The organism is Acidimicrobiales bacterium, from assembly GCA_035533595.1.
In the GTDB taxonomy this organism is placed as follows: domain Bacteria; phylum Actinomycetota; class Acidimicrobiia; order Acidimicrobiales; family Bog-793; genus DATLTN01.
On sequence record DATLTN010000049.1, the window covers coordinates 35,913 to 55,028 of the forward strand.

20 protein-coding genes are annotated in these 19,116 nt (G+C 71.4%); 13 read left to right on the forward strand and 7 right to left on the reverse strand.

Annotated features, from left to right (window positions below; all coding sequences use genetic code 11):
• The first annotated feature begins 73 nt into the window (after positions 1-73).
• The gene (locus tag VNF07_09315) at positions 74-1,888 is read left to right on the forward strand and encodes a phosphoenolpyruvate carboxykinase (GTP) (protein HVB06425.1); all 1,815 of its coding nucleotides are present in this window, start codon (positions 74-76) and stop codon (positions 1,886-1,888) included.
• Between the two features lie 17 nt (positions 1,889-1,905).
• Here the strand turns inward: VNF07_09315 and VNF07_09320 are convergent, their stop codons facing one another.
• The gene (locus VNF07_09320; GenBank protein HVB06426.1) at positions 1,906-3,177 is read right to left on the reverse strand and encodes an MFS transporter; all 1,272 of its coding nucleotides are present in this window, start codon (positions 3,175-3,177) and stop codon (positions 1,906-1,908) included.
• Positions 3,178-3,272: 95 nt separating this feature from the next.
• On the opposite strand from VNF07_09320, the gene VNF07_09325 reads away from it, so the two are divergent.
• A complete protein-coding gene (locus VNF07_09325) occupies positions 3,273-3,509 on the forward strand; it encodes an Lrp/AsnC ligand binding domain-containing protein (GenBank protein HVB06427.1) in 237 nt (78 codons plus the stop codon).
• Between the two features lie 33 nt (positions 3,510-3,542).
• On the opposite strand, the gene VNF07_09330 is transcribed toward VNF07_09325, so the two are convergent.
• Complete coding sequence (locus VNF07_09330; protein ID HVB06428.1) at positions 3,543-3,890, reverse strand: hypothetical protein; 348 nt, start codon at positions 3,888-3,890, stop codon at positions 3,543-3,545.
• A 195-nt stretch (positions 3,891-4,085) separates the two neighbouring features.
• Here VNF07_09330 and VNF07_09335 point away from each other — a divergent pair, with 195 nt between their 5' ends.
• Together VNF07_09335 and VNF07_09340 are read left to right on the forward strand one after the other, a co-directional pair.
• Positions 4,086-4,682: an SIS domain-containing protein gene (locus tag VNF07_09335; protein HVB06429.1), complete on the forward strand. Its 597-nt coding sequence runs from the start codon at positions 4,086-4,088 to the stop codon at positions 4,680-4,682.
• Positions 4,679-5,674, forward strand: coding sequence for an NAD-dependent epimerase/dehydratase family protein (locus VNF07_09340; GenBank protein ID HVB06430.1), 996 nt, complete (start codon positions 4,679-4,681; stop codon positions 5,672-5,674). Before VNF07_09335 ends, VNF07_09340 begins: the two co-directional genes overlap by 4 nt.
• A 3-nt stretch (positions 5,675-5,677) precedes the next feature.
• Here VNF07_09340 and VNF07_09345 read toward each other — a convergent pair whose 3' ends face one another.
• The 4 genes from VNF07_09345 to VNF07_09360 form a co-directional block, all read right to left on the reverse strand.
• Complete coding sequence (locus VNF07_09345; GenBank protein ID HVB06431.1) at positions 5,678-6,817, reverse strand: hypothetical protein; 1,140 nt, start codon at positions 6,815-6,817, stop codon at positions 5,678-5,680.
• Positions 6,818-6,886: 69 nt separating this feature from the next.
• Positions 6,887-7,438, reverse strand: coding sequence for a dTDP-4-dehydrorhamnose 3,5-epimerase family protein (locus VNF07_09350; protein HVB06432.1), 552 nt, complete (start codon positions 7,436-7,438; stop codon positions 6,887-6,889).
• Positions 7,439-7,490: 52 nt separating this feature from the next.
• Positions 7,491-8,441 (reverse strand): A/G-specific adenine glycosylase, encoded by a 951-nt coding sequence (locus tag VNF07_09355; protein HVB06433.1) that lies wholly within the window; start codon positions 8,439-8,441, stop codon positions 7,491-7,493.
• The gene (locus tag VNF07_09360; GenBank protein HVB06434.1) at positions 8,399-8,827 is read right to left on the reverse strand and encodes a hypothetical protein; all 429 of its coding nucleotides are present in this window, start codon (positions 8,825-8,827) and stop codon (positions 8,399-8,401) included. The genes VNF07_09355 and VNF07_09360 overlap by 43 nt, the downstream gene beginning before the upstream one ends.
• 78 nt (positions 8,828-8,905) lie before the next feature.
• Between VNF07_09360 and VNF07_09365 the strand changes: the two genes are divergently transcribed.
• The 8 genes from VNF07_09365 (at position 8,906) to VNF07_09400 (ending at position 16,567) form a co-directional block, all read left to right on the forward strand.
• Complete coding sequence (locus tag VNF07_09365; protein ID HVB06435.1) at positions 8,906-9,559, forward strand: methyltransferase domain-containing protein; 654 nt, start codon at positions 8,906-8,908, stop codon at positions 9,557-9,559.
• Positions 9,556-10,140, forward strand: coding sequence for an HAD-IIIA family hydrolase (locus VNF07_09370; GenBank protein HVB06436.1), 585 nt, complete (start codon positions 9,556-9,558; stop codon positions 10,138-10,140). Before VNF07_09365 ends, VNF07_09370 begins: the two co-directional genes overlap by 4 nt.
• A 15-nt stretch (positions 10,141-10,155) precedes the next feature.
• Complete coding sequence (locus VNF07_09375) at positions 10,156-10,866, forward strand: transaldolase (protein HVB06437.1); 711 nt, start codon at positions 10,156-10,158, stop codon at positions 10,864-10,866.
• A gap of 61 nt (positions 10,867-10,927) precedes the next feature.
• Entirely contained in the window at positions 10,928-11,887 is a 960-nt protein-coding gene (locus tag VNF07_09380; GenBank protein HVB06438.1) for an NAD-dependent epimerase/dehydratase family protein, read from the forward strand.
• 28 nt (positions 11,888-11,915) lie between these two features.
• Positions 11,916-12,902, forward strand: coding sequence for a galactokinase (locus tag VNF07_09385; GenBank protein HVB06439.1), 987 nt, complete (start codon positions 11,916-11,918; stop codon positions 12,900-12,902).
• Positions 12,899-13,888 (forward strand): Gfo/Idh/MocA family oxidoreductase, encoded by a 990-nt coding sequence (locus tag VNF07_09390; GenBank protein HVB06440.1) that lies wholly within the window; start codon positions 12,899-12,901, stop codon positions 13,886-13,888. The genes VNF07_09385 and VNF07_09390 overlap by 4 nt, the downstream gene beginning before the upstream one ends.
• A 40-nt stretch (positions 13,889-13,928) precedes the next feature.
• On the forward strand, positions 13,929-14,705 hold the full coding sequence (locus tag VNF07_09395; GenBank protein ID HVB06441.1) for an NTP transferase domain-containing protein: 777 nt from the start codon (positions 13,929-13,931) through the stop codon (positions 14,703-14,705).
• Positions 14,702-16,567 carry a hypothetical protein gene (locus VNF07_09400; GenBank protein HVB06442.1) on the forward strand — a complete coding sequence of 622 codons (1,866 nt, stop codon included), beginning with the start codon at positions 14,702-14,704 and terminating at the stop codon, positions 16,565-16,567. Before VNF07_09395 ends, VNF07_09400 begins: the two co-directional genes overlap by 4 nt.
• 14 nt (positions 16,568-16,581) lie before the next feature.
• Here the strand turns inward: VNF07_09400 and VNF07_09405 are convergent, their stop codons facing one another.
• Complete coding sequence (locus VNF07_09405) at positions 16,582-18,471, reverse strand: hypothetical protein (GenBank protein HVB06443.1); 1,890 nt, start codon at positions 18,469-18,471, stop codon at positions 16,582-16,584.
• Between the two features lie 223 nt (positions 18,472-18,694).
• Here VNF07_09405 and VNF07_09410 point away from each other — a divergent pair.
• A partial coding sequence (locus tag VNF07_09410) for an NAD-dependent epimerase/dehydratase family protein (protein HVB06444.1) occupies positions 18,695-19,116 on the forward strand: 422 nt, incomplete at its 3' end.

A 19,116-nucleotide genomic window follows, 5' to 3' on the forward strand; every position in this document is an offset into this window, starting at 1 on the left:
CCCCGTGGTATCGGGCGGATGAATTATCGAAGCTGGCAGATGACACGCGTGTGTCGGGCGGGCTGCCCCGTTGGTGGGAAAGGAACATCACTTGGCCCCGACTAGCCATCGCAAACTTCTCGAGTGGGTGGAGGAGTTCGAAGCACTCGCCAAGCCCGACCGCATCCACTGGTGTGATGGGTCGCGCGAGGAGTACGAGCGACTCTGCGCGCTGCTCGTCGCGAACGGCACCTTCACCGAGCTCTCAGACGCCAAGCGGCCGCACAGCTACTGGGCGCACTCCGACGTCCGCGACGTCGCCCGCGTCGAGGCGCGCACCTTCATCTGCTCCGAGCGCGAGGTGGACGCCGGCCCGACCAACAACTGGGTCGCGCCGATCGAGATGCGCACGACCCTGGAGGAGCTCTTCGCCGGGTCGATGAAGGGGCGCACGATGTACGTCGTGCCCTTCTCGATGGGGCCGATCGGCTCCCCGATCGCGAAGCTCGGCGTGCAGCTCACCGACTCCCCCTACGTCGCGGCGAGCCTGCGGATCATGACGCGGATGGGCGACGCCGCCCTCGATGCGATCGGCGCCGACGGCGAGTTCGTCCGCTGCCTGCACTCGGTCGGCGCCCCCCTCGAGGCGGGCGCTGCCGACGTGCCCTGGCCCTGTGACCCGGAGCACATCTACATCTCGCACTTCCCCGACACGCGCGAGATCTGGTCCTACGGCTCTGGCTACGGCGGCAACGCCCTCCTCGGGAAGAAGTGTCTGGCGCTGCGCATCGCCTCCGCGATCGCCCGCGATGAGGGCTGGCTCGCGGAGCACATGCTGATCCTGAAGCTCACCTCCCCCGTCGGCGAGGTCCGCTACATCACCGGCGCCTTCCCGTCTGCCTGCGGCAAGACCAACCTCGCGATGCTCGTCCCGACGATGCCCGGCTGGAAGGTCGAGACGATCGGCGACGACATCTGCTGGATGAAGATCGCCCCCGACGGCACGCTGCGGGCGATCAATCCAGAGGCCGGCTTCTTCGGCGTGGCACCCGGCACCAACTCCGAGACGAACCCCAACGCCCTCCTCACGCTCGGGGCGAACACGATCTTCACCAACACCGCCCTCACCGACGACGGTGACATCTGGTGGGAGGGCCTCACCAAGGAGGCTCCGGCACACCTCACCAACTGGAAGGGCGAGGACTGGACGCCCGCGTCGGGCACCCCCGCGGCGCACCCGAACTCCCGCTTCACGGTCTCGGCGAGCCAGGATCCGGCGATCGCCCCCGAGTGGGACGACCCCGAGGGGGTGCCGATCTCGGCGATCCTCTTCGGCGGCCGCCGCGGCAGCGTCGTCCCCCTCGTGCACGAGGCCTTCGACTGGCAGCACGGTGTCTTCCTCGGCTCGATCATGGCCTCCGAGACGACGGCCGCCGCCTCAGGCGAGGTCGGCAAGCTCCGCCGCGACCCCTTCGCGATGCTCCCCTTCTGCGGCTACAACATGGCCGACTACTGGTCGCACTGGCTCGAGGTCGGCGAGAAGGTCGACGCGGAGAAGCTGCCCCGCATCTTCTACGTGAACTGGTTCCGAAAGAGCGAGGACGGCCGCTACCTGTGGCCCGGCTTCGGCGACAACTCGCGCGTCCTCGAGTGGATCTTCGACCGCTGCGCCGGCCGCGCCGAGGCGCAGAAGTCGGCGATCGGCCTGCTGCCGGCTCCCGGTGCGATCAACGTCGAGGGCCTCGACGTCTCCTCGGACGACCTCACCGAGCTGCTGCGGGTCGACGTCGAGCAGTGGCTGGCCGAGCTCCCTGCGATCGGGGAGTACTACGACCGCTTCGGCGAGCGGATGCCGACGCAGCTGCGCGACGAGCTCGAGGAGCTCGACGACCGGCTGCGCGCCAACTAACGCCCGCCGGTAAAGGATCAGCCCTCGCGCACCGGCGAGGGGCTGGGGCTGCGACGCGTCGCCGCGCCCGAGACGAGGGAGAGCAGCGCGAGCAGGCTCGCCGCGGCGACGACGCCGTCCCCGACGCGCACCGGGAAGGGGATGAGCACCGCGATCACCGCGGCGAGCACCCAGGCGAGCTGCAGTCGCGTCTCCAGCCGGCCGAAGGTCCTTCCGAGCTGGGCCGGGGGGACGGCCCGCTGCAGGATCGAGTCGAGCGCCGGTTTCGCCGTCGTCGGCGCGACGCCGGCGACGAGGGCGAGGAACGCCTGCGCGCCGAGGTCGCCGGCGATCCCCGCGGCGAGGCTCCCGGCCACGAGGGCCCCGAGCGCGCAGAGCACGATCTGGCGCTCGTCGAGGCGACGGCGAAGGAAGGGCACCCCGAGCGAGCCGACGAGCGAGCCGACGCCGCTCGCGACGAGGAGCAGGCCGAACCACAGCGCGCCCGCATGCGCCCGCCGCAGCGCGAAGGCGAGGAAGAAGGTCGAAAAGCCGAGGGTGGCGCGGATCACGGTCATCGCGTTCGCCATCGCGAGCACCCCCGAGAGGCGCGCACGGCGCTGCGCCGCCCGCTCGCCCGCCGGTGCTGGCGCGGCGGGCGGGGCGGGCACCTCGGCGTCAGCGCGCGGGCGGGGCAGCCGCAGCGACGCGACCGTGCCGGCGACGAAGAGGACCGCCGCGAGGCGCAACCCCCAGGCGGCTCCGATCTTCAGCAGTGCGATCCCGAGGGGCAGCACCGCGAAGCTGGCGAGCGACGCGAGCACGGCGAGCTTCGCGTTCGCGTTCGCGAGGTCGTCGCCCTCGAGGACGACCTCGGGGACGAGTGCGGCGCGGGCGACCAAATAGAGCTTCCCGAGGACGAGCACCACGAAGGCCTCGGGGAAGAGCAGCAGGTCGTGGATGTTGCGTGCCATCGCCAGGCAGGCAAGGGCCGAGAGGGCGCTCGCGATCGCGACGCTCGCGCGCCGCGCGCGCCGGCCGCGGTCGAGCAGGGGGCTGAGCGCCGGCCCGGCGAGCGCGAAGGGCGCGATCGTGAGCAAGAGGTAGAGGAGGACCTTGCCCTTCGCCGCGTCGGGCGAGATCGAGAAGAAGAGCGAGCCGGCGAGCGAGATGGTGATCAGCCCGGTCCCTGCCGCCTGCAGGCTGTGCACCACCGCGAGGCGCCCGAAGGGGCGGCGCTGATCGAGCAGCGCGAGCAACGCCGCGCGCGCCACCTCGGTCCCCCGACGGAACGGCGCGCGATCCACCATCGCCGATGGTACGGGGGCGGGGGGGGCGGTGCCGACGATTCGCCCTTTGCGGACGCGCTCGCTACCTTTCCGATTCATTACAACCGGGAGTCGAGATGACGGTTCGTGCCTTCGTGCTCATCAAGACCGAACTCGGTGCCGCGGCCGACGTCGCCCGTCGGATCCGACAGGTCCCGGGAGTGGTGAACGCCTCGGACGTCACCGGGCCCTACGACGTGATCGCGGAGGCCGAGGCGATCACCGTCGACGACCTCGGGCGGATGGTCGTCGGCAGGGTGCAGCAGATCGAGGGGATCACCCGCACCCTCACCTGCCCCGTCATCCAGCTCTGAGCAGGCAGCCGGGCCCCGCCGCGACGGGTGCGCTCAGCGGCCCCGTCGCCTGAACATTCTCCGCCAGCCGCTCTCGCGGCGGTGCTCCGCCGCTTCGACCTCGGCGCGGATCTCCGGGCCGGCGGCGTTCACGATGTCCTCGGCGGCGTCGAGCAGCGAGGCGATCTCCTCGGGTGCCTCGTCGGGCTCGTCCTCGACCGCCGGCTCCACGAGCGAGCCGTGCGTCCATCCCGCGTCGGCGAGGCGGCGCTCGTAGCGGGGGCAGTCCGCGGGGCAGCGCCAGGGCGCCTCGGGCGCGAGGTCGAGCACGCACAGGCGCGCCACCTCGCCCGAGGCGTAGGTCCGGGACTGGTAGTGCTTGCACTCCTCGCGCATCGGCACGGCGCTGCTCCTTTGGCCACGCGCTCCACGCAACCCTCCGGGGTAGCACAGGGGCCCGCGGGGCAATTTTACCTGCACTCGGCGCAGCGCCCGCTGCGCGCCGCGCGGAAGCCTTCACCGCACGAGCACGGAGGACGACCCTGCCTATGCTGGCCGGACGCGATCACGACGACCGCCCCAGGACAAGGAGCCGCAGTGAGCTTTGCCGACCAGTTCCTCGCGGAGAGCGCCGAGGTCCTGAAGGCGGTGGACACCGGGGCGATCGAGCGTTGCGCGACGGGCCTCGCCGCCGTGCGCGAGCGGGGCGGCAGGCTCTTCATCCTCGGCGTCGGCGGCTCCGCCGGCCACGCCTCGCACGCCGTCAACGACTTCCGGAAGATCTGCGGCTTCGAGGCTTACACGCCGACCGACAACGTCTCCGAGCTCACCGCGAGGGCCAACGACGAGGGCTGGGAGACGACGTTCTCCGAGTGGCTCGACGGGTCGCACCTGCGCGAGGACGACGGGGTGCTCGTGTTCTCGGTGGGCGGCGGCGACCGGGAGCGGGGCGTCTCCGCGAACCTCGTGAAGGCGCTCGAGCTCGCCCGCGAACGGGGCGCGGCCATCTACGGCATCGTCGGACGCGACGGCGGCTACACCGCGACCGTCTCCGAGGCTTGTGTCCTCCTCCCGCCGCTCTACCCCGACCACATCACCCCGCACACCGAAGGGCTCTGCGCGGTGATCTGGCACCTGCTCGTCAGCCATCCAGCCCTCGCCCGCGTGCCGACGAGGTGGGAGTCGCTGCGTTGAGCGGATCGCCGCCCGCGCGGGCGGCGATCCGGAAGGTCGTCGTCGTCGGCGGGGCGGGCTTCATCGGGGGCCACTTCGTCGACCGGCTGCTGGCCGCCGAGACGACCGAGCAGGTCACCGTGTACGACAACTTCTCCTCGGGCCTCGAGTCGAACCTCGCCGCCCACGAGAGCGACCCCCGCCTCGTCGTGGTGCGCGGCGAGGTCGCTCACGGGTCGGCGCTGCGCGAGGCGATGGAGGGCCACGACTCGGCGATCCACCTCGCCTCCAACCCCGACATCGCGGCGGCGATGGCCAACCCGGCGATCGACTTCGACGAGGGCACGCTGCTCACCCACCGGGTCCTCGAGGCGATGCGCCAGGCGGGGGTGGGGCGGATCGTCTACGCCTCGGGGAGCGGCGTCTACGGCGACCTCGGGGAGGTCCCGGCGGAAGAGGACCGCGGGGGCCTGCTCCCTGTCTCCACCTACGGGGCGAGCAAGCTCGCCGGCGAGGTGCTCATCTCGGCCTACTGCCACATGTTCGGGATGACCGGGAGGATCTTCCGCTTCGGCAACGTCATCGGCCCTCGCCAGTCCCACGGGGTGGGCCTCGACTTCGTCAGGAAGCTGCTCGCCGAGCCTTTGCACCTCGACGTGCTCGGCGACGGCCGGCAGTCCAAGTCCTACATCCACGTGAGCGACGTCCTCGAGGCGGTGCTCCTCGCGGTGGCCCAGCCCGAGCCGCCGGTGCGGGTCTTCAACGTCGCGACCGAGGACTACCTCACCGTCCGCGAGATCGCCGACCTCGCCGTCGAGGCCGTCGGGCTGCGCCCCGACGACGTCGAGTACCGCTTCAGCGGCGGCAGCCGCGGCTGGAAGGGCGACGTCCCGGTGGTGCGCCTCGACACCTCCCGGATCCGCGGCCTCGGGTGGAAGAACGAGCGCAACACCACAGAGGCGATGCGCGCCGCCCTCGACGCGCTGGTCGAGGAGCAGCACCGCCCCCGCTGAAGGTCAGGTGGCCGCCGGCGCCTGCGGGGTGAGGACGACTCGGTAGGCGCCGGTGCGGTGCGGTGGAAGGGCGAGCGGAACGCCGTTCACGTTGATCGTGCTGACCTGTGCTGGCGCCCCGATCTCGATGAAGACGGTGCCCTGGGTGGTGTCCGCGGCGCTCGCCGCGGCCGGAACGGTCTCCTCCCAGTCCCAGCTGGTGTTGCTCACCTGATGCTGGGTGCCGATCCAGCACCGCCCGGTCGTCGTGAAGGTGATCGTGTACGAGCTCTCGGGGACCGTGTAGCTCACGAGGGTGGCCGACACCGAGTCCGGCTGGAGCGTCGTCGGCGCCGGCACGGTCGCCGCGTGGTGGTGGGCGGCGTGGTGGCGGGCGGCCTTCGCGGGATGAGATGGCGCAGGCGTCGCGGGCGGCGCGGCGTCGGGATGCGACGAGGAGGCCAGCCGCCAGCCACCGACACCGAGGGCACCGAGCGCCACGGCCGCAGCCACCCCGGTCACCGCGCGGCGCCGCGCGACGTGTGGTGTACGGGCGAGGCGGCGCACGGACCGCGGCGGGCGCGTGGGTAGCGGCGTCTCCTCGAGGTCGTCGAAGGCCACGACCACTTCGGGCGGGGGGGTTGCTTCGGCACGCCAGGGGGCGCGGCGGCGGGTCGGTGGCGGCGTCTCGTCGAGGTCGTCGAAGGCCACCACCACTTCGGGCGGCGGCGCCGCCGCTGCGCGCGAGGGGGCACGGCGACGGGCGGGTGGCGGCGTCTCGGTCTCGGCGGCGGGGCCGTCGGCCGCGGCGGCAGGGGCGTCGCGGACGGGCCTGCGGGTGCGGGCGCCCGAGGCCGGCTGGGAGGTGGGTGGCTGCGGCGGGACGGGCGGCTCGAGTCGGACCTGCGGCGGGGGCACCTCCGCCCGCTGCAAGGGGCGCACGGGGAAGGCCTCGGCGGGCTCGACGTGCGGCCGGGCGAGCTCGTCGTCGGTCGGCGCACGCACGGAGGCGGGGGCCTTCCCGCGACGCGCGACTCCGCCGAGCACCCCGAGGGCGTGCTCGTAGGTGGCCACCGATTGCCGCTCGGAACGGCCCGCCGCGAAGCGGGCCCAGGCGGCGATCACGAGCACCAGTGCGAAGGCGCCTGCGATGACGGCGATCACGTCGGTGCGGGCCTCACAGAGACATCCACCGCACCATTCAATCGCACCCTTCGCAACCGGGGAACGCGGTCAGGTGCGAAGGCCGTAGCGGGGGCGCAGCCACTCCGGCAGCTCGGCCTTGCGGACGTTGCCGAGATCGCGCTTGGAGAGCACCGGCGCCGCGACGTCCCAGCTCGCGGCCACCTCCGGGTCGTCCCACGCGACGCCGAGCTCGTCGTTCGGGTTGTAGTAGCCGTCGACCAGGTAGGTGAGGGTGAGGTCGGTGAGGGCGAGGAAGCCGTGCGCGACGCCGGGTGGGATGAACAGTCCCGGCTCATCCTCGCCGCCGAGCTCGTAGGAGGCCGTCGAGCCTTCGGTCGGGGAACCGATCCGCAGGTCGTGGAGGACGACCTGGGCGAGACCGTCGGTCACGTACCAGTAGTCCGCCTGATGGAGGTGGTAGTGCAGACCGACGAGCGAGCTGGACTGTCGGTCGGCGCGGTTGCTCTGGACCATCTCGCGGCCGAGCGGGAACCACGACCGGCGGTAGGTCTCGATGAAGCGCCCCCGCTCGTCGACGTGGACGTCCGGCTTCACCAGCACGACGCCTTCGATCTGTTCTGAACTCGCGAACTGCGCCACGCTGTGCCCTCCGGCTATCGGCTCCGGCCCACGTTAGGGGCCGGAACGCGGCTCAGGGGAGCGTGAGGGCGCCGCCCGGGCGCTCGACGAGGAAGCCCTCGCGGACGAGATCCCCGAGGATGCGCAGCGCCCGCTCCGGAGCGGCCGCGAGGCCGATCAGCGGTGCCACCTCGTCGCGGGACAGCTCGCGCTCGCAGGCGATCGCGACGATGCGACCCCGGTACTGCCGGTCCGAGCCGCCGAACGCCGACTGGCGGCGCCCGGCCGCGGCGGAGCCGACGGCGGGATCGCCGTCCCCGCCCGCCGCCCGCCACGCGCAGCTCCCGCTGGCGGCGACCGGGCACTCCGAGCAGCGTGGTGCCGCCTTGCGGCAGAGCAGGCTCCCGAGATCCATGAGCGCGAGGTTCCAGTCCCGGCCGCCCGCCGCCGGCACCAACGAGTCTGCGAGGTCCTGGGCGGCACGTGGCCCGAGCCGACTGCCGGCGACGGCGCGCGCGAGCACCCGTCCGATGTTGGTGTCGACGACCCCGACGCTCGTGTCGAAGGCGAACGCGGCGAGCGCCCGCGCGACGTACGCACCGACGCCGGGGAGCGCGAGCAGCTGGTCGAGCCCCTCGGGGACCTCCCCGCCGTGGCGGTTGACGATCACCTCGGCGCAGCGGTGGAGGCGCAGCGCCCGGCCGTTGTAGCCGAGGCCCTGCCATGCGCGGAGGAGGTCCCCGGGGGCGGCCACGGCGCAGGCTGCAGGGGTCGGGAAGGCCTCCATGAACCCGACGAAGGGGGCCGCGACGCGCGCCGCCTGGGTCTGGGTGAGCATCACCTCAGAGACGAGGATCCCCCAGGGGTCGCTTCGGCCGCGCCACGGGTACCGGTCGCGCTCGGTGCGCGCGTCGGCCCACCAGGCGGTGACCGCCTCAGCAAAGGAGGGCGCCGCCGGGCGCCGCTCGAGCGAGCCGGCCGTCAGGCCGGCGGGACGGGCCGCGTGGAGAACTCGAGCGACCAACTCTCGTCTGACTCCCCGTTGATCGCGAGCCGCCACGTGTAGCGGGCCCCGGGTGCAAGGGGCAGTGGCCCGAAGTTGAGGGACAGCGCCACGTCGACGGGGCTCCCCGGTGGCACCGCCTCGGGGCGGGCGACCTCGAAGTCACCACGCACCTCGATCGGCTGCGCCCCGTCAGGGGTCTCGGCGAGTACGGGCTGTCCGTCCTCGTCGAGCAGGTAGAGCTCCCAGTGGTGGGGGTGGTCCACCTCGCTCCAGTCGACGTCGATCTTCATCGCCACCGCCGTCGGCATCGGGTCGGGGCCGATCAGGCTCCAGCCGCCGCCGAGGATGTAGAGCTTGCCGTCGGCCACTTGGGCCGAATCGCAGAGGAGCATCGTCACGCGCACGGCTCGACGCTAGCGGCAACGCCCGAAGTCGCACCCGGTCACCGCGGCCCCGCGGCTGCCGTTCGGTAGCGTCTTCGGATGGCCGAGCTCGGGCTCCGCAACGACGTCTACCGGCGACCGCTCTCGACGGCGCTCACCCGCCTCGGCCTCGGTGAGGGCTGGCGCTGCGTGGACGTGGGCGCCGGAGCCGGCGACGTCTCGGTCGCGATCGCCGAGATGGTCGGCGGCAGCGGCCGCGTCTACGCGGTCGACAGCGACCCGCGGGCGCGAGATGAGGTGGCGGCGACCGCCGCACGGGCGAGCGACGCGCAGGTCATCGCGATCACCCAGGCAGGCGAGGACCTGCTCCTCCCCGAAGCCGTGGACCTCGCCTTCTGCCGCTTCCTCCTGCTGCACGTGATCGACCCGCTGCGCGTGCTCACCCGCATGGTCGGCGCGGTCCGCGCCGGTGGCTACGTCGTCGCGCAGGAGCCGATCACGACCGCCGGCAGGATCGGCGGTGCCCCCTTCTCGATGCCCGACGCCCGCCACGGTGACGTCGGTGCCCTGCTCCCCGCCCTCGTCGTGCAGGCCGGGTGCGAGCTCCTCGATGCCTGGGCCGAGGCGCCCGCCGGCTTCGGGGCGGGCGCGGTCTGCGAGTACGTCGAGGAGATGACGGGCGTGGCGACAGAAGACGAGCCGATCGTCCTCCCTCCCCTCGTCACGGTGATCGCCCGTCGCCTCCCGTCGTGACACGGGCGGCCTTCCTCGACCGCGACGGCCTCGTGACCGCGCTCGTGCCCGACCCGCAGAGCGGCCTGCCCGAGAGCCCGAACCACCTGAGCGAGCTCCGCCTGCTCCCGGGCGCCGCAGCGGCGATCAACGCCCTGCACGAGGGGGGCTACCTCGTGGTCTGTGTCACCAACCAGCCGTCGGCCGCGAAGGAGAAGACCACCGCCGGGGAGCTCCTCGCCATCCAGGCGCAGGTGGAGGCGCGCCTCGCGCCAGACGGAGCCTTCTTCGACGACACCGAGATCTGCCTCCATCATCCCGAGGGGAGCGACCCCGCCCTGACCGTCACCTGTGCATGCCGCAAGCCTGCCCCCGGAATGCTCCTGGCCGCGGCGGCCCGGCTCGGCATCGACCTCGCCGCCTCGTGGATGGTCGGGGACAGCGACACCGACGTGCTCGCCGGCCAACGGGCGGGCTGTCGGACGCTGCTCGTCGAGCACGCGGCGAGCGCCCACCGGAGGAGCAGTTCGGCGGCTCCCGACGGCCGCGTCGAGGACCTCGCGGCCGCCGTTCGGGTCCTCCTCGCCGTGAGGGACGGCTGATACCATCGCCTGGTCATGCTTGAGCAACTTCGCACGCGGATCTTCGCCGACGGGGCGAACCTGGAGTCGATCCTCAGCCTCACCGAGGACCCGCGGATCCAGGGCTTCACCACCAACCCGACCCTCATGCGCCAGGCCGGCATCTCGGACTACGAGGCCTTCGCCCACGACGTCCTCGAGCGCGTCACCTCGCTCCCGATCTCCTTCGAGGTCTTCGCCGACGACCTCGCCGAGATCCGCCGCCAGGCGCTCACCATGAGCGCGTGGGCGGAGAACGTCTACGTGAAGATCCCCGTCACGACCACGGCCGGCGAGCCGCTCACCGACCTCGTCCACGAGCTGTCGAGCGACGGCGTGAAGGTGAACGTCACGGCGATGTTCACCCTCGACCAGGTCGCCGCGATCACCAAGGCGGTCGCGGACGGCGCCCCCTCGTACCTCTCGGTCTTCGCCGGGCGCATCGCAGACGCGGGAACCGACCCGATCCCCCTCATGCGTGAGGCGATCGGCATCATGGCCGACGCGCCCGGTGCCGAGTGCATCTGGGCCTCGCCGCGTGAGGTGCTCAACCTCATCCAGGCGGACAGCGTCGGCTGCCACATCATCACGATGACCCCCGACCTGCTCAAGAAGCTCGACGGCCTCGGCAAGGACCTGACCCAGTTCTCGCTCGAGACGGTCCAGATGTTCTTCAGGGACGCGGCCACCGCCGGCTACAAGCTGTAGCGGTGCCCGAGCGACGGAGCGGCCCCGGCAACGGCGGCAGCCCTCGAGAAGGATGCCGGCCGTGAAGCGTGCCTGCATCACGGGGGGCGCCGGCTTCATCGGCAGCAACCTCGCCGACGCGCTCGTCGCGGCGGGCGTCGAGGTCGTCTGCGTCGACAATCTGCGGACCGGGCGCCGCAGCTTCCTCGACGGCCTCGTCGGCCGCGAGTCCTTCCGCTTCGTGGAGGGCGACGTCCTCGACCGGGCACTCATGGAGGAGGCGATCGCCGGCTGCGACTGGGTCTTCCACCTGCAGGCCAACGCCGACGTCCGTCACGGCCTCGAGCACCCGACGCTCGACCTCGAGCAGAACACGATGGCGACCTCGGTCGTGCTCGAGGCGATGCGGGCGGTCGGGACGAGGCAGATCGCCTTCTCCTCGACCGGCTCGGTCTACGGCGAGCCGGAGGTCTTCCCCACCCCGGAGGACGCCCCCTTCCCGCTGCAGACCTCGCTCTACGGCGCCTCGAAGCTGGCATGCGAGGGACTGATCTCGGCCTACGCGACGGGTTACGACTTCACCGGGGTGATCTTCCGGTTCGTCTCGATCCTCGGCGAGCGCTACACCCACGGCCACGTCTTCGACTTCTACCGGGCGCTCCGGCGGGACCCCGAGCGGATCCTCGTCCTCGGCGACGGCAAGCAGGAGAAGTCCTACCTCTACGTGGGCGACTGCGTGAGCGCGATCCTCACCGCCGCCGCGGCACACGAGGACTCCCCCGGGGTGGCTTGCTACAACCTCGGGACCGACGAGACGATCGTCGTCGACGACTCGCTCCAGCTCCTCCTCGACCACCTCGACCTGCACCCGAAGGTCGAGCACAGCGGGGGGCGCCGCGGCTGGACCGGCGACAGCCCGCTGATCCTGCTCGACACGGCGAGGATCCGCTCGCTCGGGTGGGCCCCGAAGCTGAGCATCAAAGCGGCGCTCGGCCGGACGCTCGACTGGTTCGACGCCAACCCGGCGGAGGTCCTCGGTTGACCTCCGCCGTGAGCAGCGGGGAGGCCCGATGAGCGTCATCTTCAGCCGCGCACCGCTCCGCATCCCCCTCGGCGGCGGCGGGACCGACCTCCCCTCGTACTACGAAGAGCACGGCGGCTTCCTGCTCGCGGGGGCGATCGACAAGTACGTCTACATGCTCGTGCACACCGTCTTCCAGCGCCGCTACCGGATGAAGTACTCCGAGATCGAAGAGGTCGACGAGATCGCGGAGATCCGCCATCCGATCCTGCGCGAGACGCTGCTCCGCCACTGGCGGGGGAACCCCCTCGAGATCGCCTCGCTCGCCGACGTCCCCGCCGGCACCGGGATGGGCTCCTCCGGCGCCTACACGGTGTGCCTGTTGAAGGCCCTCGCCCATGCCCGCTGCACCTCGATCACCGCCGGCGCGCTCGCCGAGGCGGCGTGCCACATCGAGATCGACGTGCTCGGCGAGCCGGTCGGCAAGCAGGACCAGTACGTCGCCGCGCACGGGGGCATTTGCGCCTACACCTTCCGCCCCGGCGGCGAGGTCGTGGTCGAACCCCTCGAGCTCGGGACCGAGACGCTCCGGGGCCTGCGCGAGCACCTCCTCCTCTTCTACACCGGCGAGGCGAGGTCGGCCTCAGCGGTGCTCCAGGACCAGGATTCCCGTTCGCGTTCGGGTGACACCGAGATGATCGAGAACCTCCACCGCACCAAGGAGCTCGGCCACGAGAGCCGCAAGCTGCTCGAGCTCGGCGACCTCACGGCCTTTGCTGAGCTGATGCACGAGCACTGGGAGAACAAGCGAAAGCGCTCCCCCGGGATGGCGAACGCGCGCATCGACAGCATGTACGCCACGGCACGGGAGAGCGGCGCGATCGGCGGCAAGCTGATCGGCGCCGGTGGTGGCGGTTTCCTCCTCGTCTACAGCCCCCGCCCAGAGCAGACCCGGCTCGCGATGGCGACGATGGACGCCTCAGAGCTCACCTTCGACTTCGAGTACGGCGGCGCCTACGCGAGCGAGCACGCGTGACCAACGCCCGCCGCGTCGGAATCGTGGGTTGCGGGCTCATCGGCCGAAAGCGCGCCGAGTCGCTCGGAGACGACCAGCTCGTCGCGACCTACGACATCCGCCACGAGGCGGCCGAGGAGCTCGCGAAGGAGCGTGAGGCACTGGCCTGCCGCACGCTCGAGGAGCTGCTCGAGCTCGACCTCGACATCGTCGTCGTCGCGGCGATCCACAACGAGCTCCCGGCACTCACCTGCGCCGCGCTCGAGAGCGGTGCCCACGTGCTCGTCGAGAAGCCGGCGGGCATCGGCACCGCGGGGATCGACTCGATCGCCCGCACCGCCGAGGCACGGCAGCGCCGGGTGAAGGTGGGCTTCAACCACCGCTTCCACCCGGGCATCGCCCGCGCCATCGAGACCGCCCGCTCCGGGCACTACGGCCGCGTGCTCTACCTGCGGGGCCGCTACGGCCACGGTGGGCGGCTTGGCTACGAGAAGGAGTGGCGTGCCGATCCGGCGCTCTCCGGGGGCGGGGAGATCGTCGACCAGGGCATGCACTTGCTCGACCTCAGCCACTGGCTGCACGGTCCCCTCCCCGTCGCCGCCTCGCTCCTGCGGACCCAATTCTGGGACGCGCCGATTGACGACAACGCGGTCCTCGTGCTCGGTGAGGCGGGCGGGGTGGGTGACAAGTCGCCCTTCTCGCTCCTGCACGTGAGCTGGACCGAGTGGAAGAACACCTTCTCGTTGGAGATCGCCTGCGAACGGGCCAAGCTCGCAGTCGACGGCCTCGTCCGTTCCTACGGCCCGCAGGTGCTCCGGATCTACGAGATGCGCCCAGAGCTCGGTCCCCCCGACGTCGAAGAGGTCCGGTACCCGGACCGCGATCTCTCCTGGGCACGGGAGTGGGAGCACTTCACCCGAGCCATCGAGGACGGCACGCCGCTCCTCGGCGACCTCGAGTCTGCCCGCTATGCCTGGGCATGCATCGAGGCGGCCCAGCGCGCCTGAGGGCACTGACCCTCCGGCGCTAGGGAAGGAGTGGGGGGCATTGGGCCAGCAAGCCGCCGACGAACCCGCGCTTCCCGCCGTCTGCGTGCTGGCGGGGGGGCTCGGCACTCGCCTCGGCGGGCTGACCACCCGCCAGCCCAAGCCGCTCCTCGAAGTCGCCGGCAAGCCCTTCCTCCGCCATCAGCTGGCGCTGCTTTCCGAGCACGGTTTCACCCGAGTGGTCCTCTGCGTCGGCTACCTCGGCGAGCAGATCGAGGCGGCGATCGGCACGAGCTGTGAGGGGCTCGCGGTCCAGTACAGCTATGACGCCCCCGGCCTCGACGGCACGCTCGGAGCAGTGCGTCGCGCCGCGCCGCTGCTCGGCGAGCGCTTCCTCATCCTCTACGGCGACACCTACCTGCTGATCGACTACCAGGCGGTCACGCGGGACTGGATCGCGAGCGGCGAGCCGGCCCTCATGACGGTGCTTCACAATCACGGCGAATTGGAGCGCTCCAACGCCGAGTACGCCGCGGGGAGGGTCGTCGCCTACGACAAGTTCGCGCCGACGCCGGAGATGGAGTGGATCGACTACGGCCTCGGCGGCCTCACCACCGGTGTGCTCGATCTCGTCCCCGAGGACGAGCGCGATCTCGCCAGCCTGTACCACGCGCTCGCCGCGGCAGGTCGCCTGCACGGCTACCCCGCCGAGCGGCGCTTCTTCGAGATCGGGACTCCCGGCACCCTGCGGGAGACCGAGCAGTTCCTGCTACACAGGAGCGGCGCGCCAGACGGCCCCGGCCCGGCGGACGCCCGGCCGGGCGGGAGCAGACGGTGACGACCGTCGGCCTCGACCTGGCGCGAGAAGTCGGACCTGGGGGGCGCACGCTGCAGCAGCGGCCGGCGGCAGCTCCCCGACCGGACCCGGCCAGTGAGCGGCGGGCGTCGGCCCTCTCGCTCGCAGTCGCCGCCGCGGTCATCGGCGTCTTGGCGGCCCCGCTGCTGTTCACCGAGAACGGCTTCGCCTCGGACTTCACCAACCTCGCGTGGCTGAGCTCGGTTCAGTCGGCGACCGTGACCCACGGCCTCATCCCGTCGTTCTTCATCAACACCACGGGCACGTCGCCCCTCCCCGCCGGCTACGCCTACCCCTATCCCCAAACAGGGCTGTTCGACCCCGTCTACGCCTTCTACGGCGGACCGCTCCTCGCGAACGTCGGCTACCTGTCGGTGGCGCTTGGCCATCACGTGATCGCGGCCTTCGTCCTCGTCAGCCTGCTCGCCTTCGCCGCTGCCTACCGCGGCGTGTACTGGTGCGCCCGCCTCGCCGGGTGCCGGCGCGTCGTCTCGCACGCCGCGGCGATCACCTTCGTGGCGAGCGCCTACTACCTCACCGACCTCTACGGCCGGAGCGACTGGTTGGAGTTCGTGGCCGTGTCCGCGCTGCCGCTGTTCGCCGCCTCGCTCGCGGCGATCCTCTGGCAGCCGAAGGTGCGCGCCAGCTCCCTCGCCTGGCTCTACGTCACCGCCGTCTTCCTCGGCGGGAGCCACAACACCACCTTGTTGTGGGGATCGATCTTCCTCGCGCTGGTGGCGGCGATCCTCCTCGCCTCGCGGGCGGTTCCGTTGCCGGCGCGCCGACGCGTGCTGCTCTTCGCCGTCGTCGCCTTCCTCGGCGTCGGCCTCAACGGCTGGGCCATCCTCCCGGCCCTCGCCTACGCAAGTCACACCTACTTCGTGCACGCGGAGTCCGTCATCGGGACGCCGTTCATGGACACCTTCACGCATCTCTTCGACCCGCTGCGGATGGTGCCGCGCGAGTCGACCACGCCCGCGCTCTACGTACAGGTCGTCGACTGGATGCTCGCCTGGGCGCTCGTCGCCGGGGCGGTGCTCTGTGCGGTGCGGGGGAGCAGGCTCGAGCGCCGGCTCTTCGTGGCCTTCTGCACGCTCAGCGGACTGTGCCTGTTCTACCTGTTGAACCGGCAGATCTGGCAGGTGATGCCACACCTTTTGTGGACGATCCAGAACCCGTTCCTCCTCGGCACCTACTTCACCCTGAGCGTCTGCGCGCTACTGATCGCGGTCGGCTCGAGCTCGGCGCTGCGGAACCCCCGGGCACGGCGCCGGGTCGCGATCGGCGCCCTCGTCGGCTGCGCGGCGGTCACGCTCGCCCTCGGCGCGTGGCAGGCGCTCGTGCCCAACGACCGCCAGCCCATCGAGTCCTACGTCAACCGCTACGACGCCCTCACCGGGGTGAACACGCTCCCCAAGTCCTGGTACGCGGTGCTCGACTGGGTCGACCAGCAGCTCCCGGTGGTGGCCGTCGACCCGAACCGCTTCGTGACGCTGCCCGCGGCCGTCGTCGACGCGCACGGCGACGGGATCGACACCTTGATGAACACCCCCGCAGGTCCGGCCCCGATCGGGATCAACGTGGTCGCGGTGCCGGACCTCATCACGCTCGGTGGTGACCTGCGGGTGATCGGACGGACGAGCTCGGGTTATCTCGCGGTCACCCGCGCGGCCGCGGTGACCGGGCCGGCGCGCCTGATCGTCGGGACCGCGAGGTCCAAGCCCATCCTCCTCGGCCGCCTCTGGACCGCCCTCTCGGCAGCGGGCGCGCTCCTCGGCACGGCTGCCTTCGCCGTGCGTGCACGGCGTCGCCAGCGTGTCACCGCGGCCGCGGGCATCGGGTGAGGCGGCCAGCGAGCTCAGGTGCGGCGCTCGACGAGACCGGGCGTGGTGCCCGGGATCGCGAAGGGGCGGTAGGCACCGCAGGCGTCGGCGAAGTAGAAGTACGAGCGCTCGGAGATGACGAGCCACTCGGTGCCGTGCGCGACGAGGTAGTCGCACATCAAGCTCGCCGTCGCGGCGCTGGCGACCACGTCGTAGGGATCGTTGAAGAGCATCGCGGAATGGACGCCGAGCGCGAGGGAGAGGTAGTTGGCACCCTCTCCGAGATAGGAGACCCGGCCGCCCGCAGCAGTGGCGTACGCCTGGGTGATGAGGACGTCGGTGAGCGCGCCCTGCAGTGACGGAGACAGGTAGCCCTGCCCAGCTGGCGGGTCGATCAGGTGCTCGGCCGTGAGCACGGGGCCCGGGCTCTGCAACGTCGATGCTCCGAGCAGCGACACGACGACCAGCAGTGGGAAACGTGTCAGCGAGCGGCTCGACCAAAGCGCCTCCCCCTTGTCGTCGGTGCGCTCGCCTGTCCGTGAGTGCTGCGCCAGGGCGAGCACGGCGACGACGCCGACCGCCGCCGGCAAGAGCAGCACCTGGAGCTGGCCCGAGGCGAACGAACGGTTGAGGTAGTAGATGAAGCCGAGGGAGGACCAGGTCCCGAAGAACGCGGCCGTGATTGCCGCGTAGTCGACCGGCCCACGTTGCTCGCAAGCAACGTTCGCGGCAGGGCAGAGGAGCGACCGCCAACCGATCACCGCGGTCGCCAGCACGACGGGGAGCACGAGCATCACCGGGCCAGGGACCTGGATCGGCGCTGCGCCGTAACCAGAGCCGAAGGTCCGATCGAAGAACGCCACGTAGTGGACCGACAGGGGGCTGCCTGCGAGCGCGGCCGCGACGGGATAGGCGCCGACGCCGACCGCGAGGCCCAGCAACCACGGCGCCGAGCGCGCCACTTCCACTCGAGCGACGACGCTCCCGACGAAGAGCACGCCGCCGAAGGCGAGGACCGCGGCGACGCCGAAGTCCTGTGAGTTCCACGCGACGAGACCACCGGCGAAGCCGAGGGCCCCGAGTCGCCAACCGCGACGCGCGCCACCCCTGACCGCAAGCAGGGTGCCCGAGCCGGCGAGGAAATAGAGCATCCCAGGGAACACCCGGATCGGAAGCTCCTGGACCGACGAGGCGATCGAGCCCTGGAGCGCCGCTCCGTGCAGCACGGTCACGCAGGTGAAGGGCACCACGAGAAGGAGAGCGACGCCGAGCGAGCGGCGCCCGAGGAGGCGATGCGCGATCGCGACGCCGATGAGGACGGCAGCGACCGCGAACGCGCTGAGCAGGGCCAGGGCGACCTGCGCGACGGCCGGCGCATCCAGTGCTCCCACCAGTGGCTTCAGGAGGTAGCCGTAGAGCGCGTCGTACTGCGGGATGAAGTTCGCGTCGGGGACGCGTTGTGCGGGCGCAGCGAGCAGCTCGTTCAGCGCGTAGAGATTGTTGACCGGGTCCGACGTGTAGCCGCTCATGCGCACGAGGCTGGCCAGATCGGCAACCGCCAGTGCGCTTGTCGCGACGAGAAGCGAGCGATTGAGAATGCGCCTGCCGCGAAGCCCCGAGAGCCAGCGACCAGCGAGCGCCACGACGACGCTCACGACCAGCACGCTCACTCCGAAACCGTCCCAATAGGTGTGGGCGAGGTCGGGGCGTTCGATGGCGCCGATCCCTACGCCAAGCCCGCCGAGCGACACGATCGCGACGGCGCCGTCGACGTACCTCCTCCGGGCGGCGCGCGCCCAACGGAGCCCGACAATGACGGCGGCCAACGTCGCGCCGACGAACAACGCCCGATCCCAGCGCTCGCTCGTCGAGCTGCCGCGCAGAATCGCGATCAGTCCGATGAACAGTGCAACCGGTGCGGTCACGCGGGCAAAGAGCGTCGGAACAGTTGCTGTCCCTGGCTGCGGAGTCCGCCCCGGGGGCGGCGGCTCGCCCTCCGTATCGATCGGAAGAGCCGACGACTTCAGCTCGGTCACCGGCTCTTCTTAGTGCCCATTGAACAATCAGCGGGCTATCGACGAGTCGGGCGTGCCCCGTGTCAACCGGTAGCCACAGGGCCGCGATGCGCGACGAGGGTAGGATTCGTCAGTGGTCGAGCCGTCCTCAAGCGGCGCTGAGCTGGGCGGCTTGCCCGCTGCGCTCCCTCTCCCGAGACTCGCGCTCATCCTGGGCGGGACCGGCTTCATCGGCCGCGCGATTGCACGCCGCTTCCTGGCCGTCGGCGTCCCGGTACGGATCGTCGCCCGAAGCGGTCGCGAGGACGCGATAGAGGCGGGGACCGAGGTTGAGTTCGTCCAGGGCGACGCCGCGGATCCACTGCTCATGCAGGAGGCCCTGCGTGGCGTCGATCGGGTGGTCTATGCGGTCGGCCAATCCTTGCCCAGAGAGTCGAACCTGAAACCGATCGAGGACGTGTTCTCGGCCCTCCCGCCGCTGTTGTCGGTCCTTGAAGCCCTGCGAGGAGTTCCGGGCACGGGGTTCACTTTCTTGTCTTCCGGCGGGACCGTGTA